The organism is Sphingomonas bacterium (genome assembly GCF_028292945.1).
GTDB lineage: Bacteria > Pseudomonadota > Alphaproteobacteria > Sphingomonadales > Sphingomonadaceae > Sphingomonas.
This window is the reverse complement of sequence record NZ_JAQGLJ010000113.1, coordinates 1-3,782: the sequence shown is the minus strand read 5'-3', so window position 1 is coordinate 3,782 and position 3,782 is coordinate 1. Positions and strand designations below refer to the sequence as shown.

Annotated in this window: 4 protein-coding genes and 1 rRNA gene; all 5 read right to left on the bottom strand. The window is 66.9% G+C overall.

The genetic code is table 11. The features are described 5' to 3' along the window. Positions 1–128 (bottom strand): 16S ribosomal RNA (locus tag JWN21_RS12100); the annotation flags it as partial. Positions 129–622: 494 nt separating this feature from the next. Next, complete coding sequence (locus JWN21_RS12095; protein WP_299650401.1) at positions 623–1,054, bottom strand: CBS domain-containing protein; 432 nt, start codon at positions 1,052–1,054, stop codon at positions 623–625. A 122-nt stretch (positions 1,055–1,176) separates the two neighbouring features. Then, positions 1,177–2,109 carry a DUF4167 domain-containing protein gene (locus tag JWN21_RS12090; protein ID WP_299650398.1) on the bottom strand — a complete coding sequence of 311 codons (933 nt, stop codon included), beginning with the start codon at positions 2,107–2,109 and terminating at the stop codon, positions 1,177–1,179. Between the two features lie 265 nt (positions 2,110–2,374). Then, a complete protein-coding gene (gene prmC, locus JWN21_RS12085) occupies positions 2,375–3,190 on the bottom strand; it encodes a peptide chain release factor N(5)-glutamine methyltransferase (RefSeq protein ID WP_299650395.1) in 816 nt (271 codons plus the stop codon). 158 nt (positions 3,191–3,348) lie between these two features. Continuing rightward, on the bottom strand, positions 3,349–3,782 hold a 434-nt coding region (locus tag JWN21_RS12080; RefSeq protein ID WP_299650392.1), incomplete at its 5' end, for a peptide chain release factor-like protein.

Here is a 3,782-nt window from a genome sequence, read left to right as displayed (position 1 = left end):
CGAACCCAAGGGCAGATTCCCACGCGTTACGCACCCGTGCGCCACTAGACCCGAAGGTCTCGTTCGACTTGCATGTGTTAGGCATGCCGCCAGCGTTCATTCTGAGCCATGATCAAACTCTCAAGTTGATGTCCGAGCCAGGCGCGGGGGAAAACCCACACCCGGACCGTCATCTCAGGGAGCCCAACCTGCACATCACATTCTTGTGGATATGTAATGAGACATGTTAGGCTTGGCTTTAACCGAGCACCCGACACCCTGAGGTTGCCGGACCCGGAGCCGCCGCCCACATGTCCCTTCATCTTGACCAACAATGTCAAAGAGCGCAAACAACCGACGCCGTGGTGTACCCTCTTTTGGAGAGCGACCCTGGCGCCTGGCTATTTGATGACCGAAGCGGCGGACCGTGTGGTCCATCGCTGCGGTGACACCCATCTAGGTGGGCTTGCCGGATGCGTCAAACGGTTTTTTGCAATTTTCTTGCGGTGTCCGCAAAAACGACGCGAAACTGCGGTTCTCCGGCTTGTGGGAGCGTTCCAGCAGGGCAGGTGAGGACGACTCTGATCGCATGGCGGCGAGACTACCTGCCCGGCGACTCAAGCCAAAAGCGGTGAATGAGCGGTCACGCGGACTGGATGTAGTCCCGCATTGCCGCGGCATCCGCTTCGATCCGGTCGATACGGTGCTTCACCAGGTCACCGATCGAGACGAAGCCGATCAGCCTGCCTTGGTCGACGACGGGCAGGTGGCGGAAGCGCCGCTGAGTCATCATCGACAAGGCGGCGATCACGGGCTGCTCTGGCGACACGGCGATGGCGGGTGCGGTCATCGCCTCGGCCACCGTGCCCGACAGCGCACCCGCACCCTTGGCCTGAAGGCAATGGATGACATCGCGTTCCGAGAAGATGCCGAGCAGCGCTCCCTGCCCGTCCACTACCGGCACCGCGCCGATGCGTTTAGTCGCGAGCAGCGTCACCGCGTCCGCCACGCTGGCGTCAGGCGCGATCGAGATCACCTCGGCGCCCTTGCCCCTCAGGATGGCCGCGATCGTCATGGCGCTCTCCCCGCTGCTAGTTGCGATCACTGTCTCACGTCTGGCTCACTACGCAAAGCCCGGACACGAAAAAGCCGGCCCCGCTTAAGCGAGACCGGCCTTCCTCGAACCAAAGGTGATCGTTACTCAGCTGCGGTCGGCGTATCCCCGACCGGCCGAGCGCGGCGACGGCGAGGCTTGGCCTCGGCTGGAGCCTCGTCATTGGCGGCCAGCGTCAGCGAGGGCGGCAGGCGATCCGCCTCCAGGCCGCTGTCGTCGAACGGTGCAGCCTCGCCAACCGGCTCGGCGTCGCGGCGGGGCCGTCCACGCCGACGCGCAGGTGCATCGAGCGGGCGATCGGCAGACAACACCTCTTCCGCGCGCGCCTCCAGCGATTCGGTCGGCGCGATCGGATCGGCGCGGCGCTGGCCGGCGACTTCGACTGGCAGCCCCGTCGTGCTAGGGTCGGGACGACGTTCGCGCGGGCGCTCCTGCCACTCGCCACGGTCACGGCCGTTGCCGCCCCCCTCACGCCGAGGGCCGCCATCGCGATCGCCGCGCGGGCGGTCGTCGCGATCACCACGCGGGCGCTCCTCACGGGGCCGATCATCGCGAGGACGATCATCGCGCTGCCGGTCGTTCGATCTCGGATTGGGGCGATCGTCGCGGTCGCGCATCTCGACGCGCTGCCCGCCCCCATCGCTGCCACCGCCCTGTTCGTTACCGCGCGCGGGCTCGCCCTCGTCGCCGAATTCAGGTCCGAACTCGCCGTCGCCATCGTCGTCAAAGTCGTTGCGGCCTCGCTGAGGTGCGCGCTCCTCGAACTGGCCACGCTGCTCGCTCAGCACGCGGAAATAATGGTCGGCGAACTGGAGGTAATATTCGGTTGTGACACGATCACCCGAACGCTGCGCGTCGGCAGCCATGTTCTTGTATTTCTCGAGCAGCTGGGTGGCATTGCCACGCGAGCGATTGTCGATGCGGCTACCGTTGCCCTGCTGCCCGCCACCGGGGCGCTGCCCACCATTATTGCCACCGCGACCGCGACGGCGGCCGACCTGCCGATTGTTGATCAAGCGTTGTGTCCTCGTCCTGGAATTCTGAGTCTGGCCAAAACTGGTCGTGCTCCCGGTATGGGCGGTGCAACCCTGCCGCCCGGCCGCGAGGATCGCGTTCCCGAGCGTCTCGTCACGGCCGCGGTTCAGCGAGCGGCGGTGTCAAGGTAGGGTGTGGGCTTCCCCCGTATCCGACCACTTCGCGTCGAATACGTCTGCCCGATCACAGCCTTAGCGGCGACCGACCACTGTCCACAAGTAAAATGTGGAACAACAGCCGGTTTGTTCAAGCCGTTGCCGTCACGCAACGGTCACGCCCACCCAGGTCCCGATGCACCCGCGTTGTCAGCCCGTGGACGTGGAGCAACGCCGTGACGGCAGCGGCCTGGGTGTGGCCGATCTCAACGCACGCCACGCCGCCGGGCGCTAGCAGGCGCAGGAGCTGAGGGGAGAGACGGCGATACTCATCCAGCCCGTCTGTACCGCCGAACAACGCAGCTGCCGGTTCGAAGCCGCTCACCTCGCGCGGCAGCAGCTCGCCGTCCGCGATATAGGGCGGGTTGGCGAGCACCAGGTCGAACTTCTCATCGACATCTCCCGCCCAATCGCCTTGCTGGAGGGACGCGCGCGCCGTCATCTCCAGCGTAGCGGCGTTGAGGCGCGCATAGGCCAAGGCCTCTGCCGAAGCGTCGATGCCCAAGCCCGTTGCTTGCGGCCATTGGTCGAGCGCCGCCAGCAGCAGCGTCCCCGGCCCGGTCCCGAGATCGAGCACGCGCGCCGGCCCCGACGTGCCCGCGAAGTGCGTGACCGCCGCTTCGATCAGCGTCTCGCTGTCCGCGCGCGGGATGAGCACGCCGGGGCCGACCGCGAGGTCAATCGTCCAGAACCCGCGCGTGCCGGTGATGTAGGCGATCGGCTCGTGCCGCGCGCGGCGCTCGACGAGCCCCGCGAAGCTGGGCGGCACCGGATGGTCGAGGCCGAGCAGCAGCTGCGCGCGCGTGATGCCGATCGCGTGGGCGAGAAGGAGTTCGGCGTCCAGCCGCGGGGTGGCGGAAACGCCGAACCGGGCGGCTGCGGCGGCAAGGGCTTCGCGGGCGTTCACCTCCCCTCTCCCGCTTGCGCGAGACGGACAGACCGCGCAGCGGTCAGGGTGAGGGCACGACGTGCGTTCAAGGTGAGTACGTCCGGACCCGTGTCAGGCCCTCACCCTGCCGCCTGCGGCGGCTGTCCCTCTCCCGCTTGCGGGAGAGGGTAACCGGCTCACCCATCCAGCGACGCCAGCCGCTCCGCCTCATCCTGCGCGATCAACGCGCCGATCAGCTCGCCCATGTCGCCCTGCAGGATTTCCGGCAGGCGATGGAGCGTCAGGTTGATGCGGTGATCGGTCACGCGGCCCTGCGGGAAGTTGTACGTCCGGATCCGCTCCGACCGATCGCCCGAACCGACCATCGACTTGCGCGCACCCGCGCGTTCGGCGTGCAGCCGGTCGCGTTCCTGCTCGTACAGCCGGGTCCGCAGCACGCGCATCGCCTTGGCCTTGTTCTTGTGCTGACTCTTCTCGTCCTGCTGGATGACGGTGAGCCCGGTCGGGATATGGACGATCCGCACCGCGCTGTCGGTGGTGTTGACCGACTGCCCGCCCGGCCCGGACGAGCGATAGATGTCGATGCGCAGGTCCTTGTCGTCGATCTGGA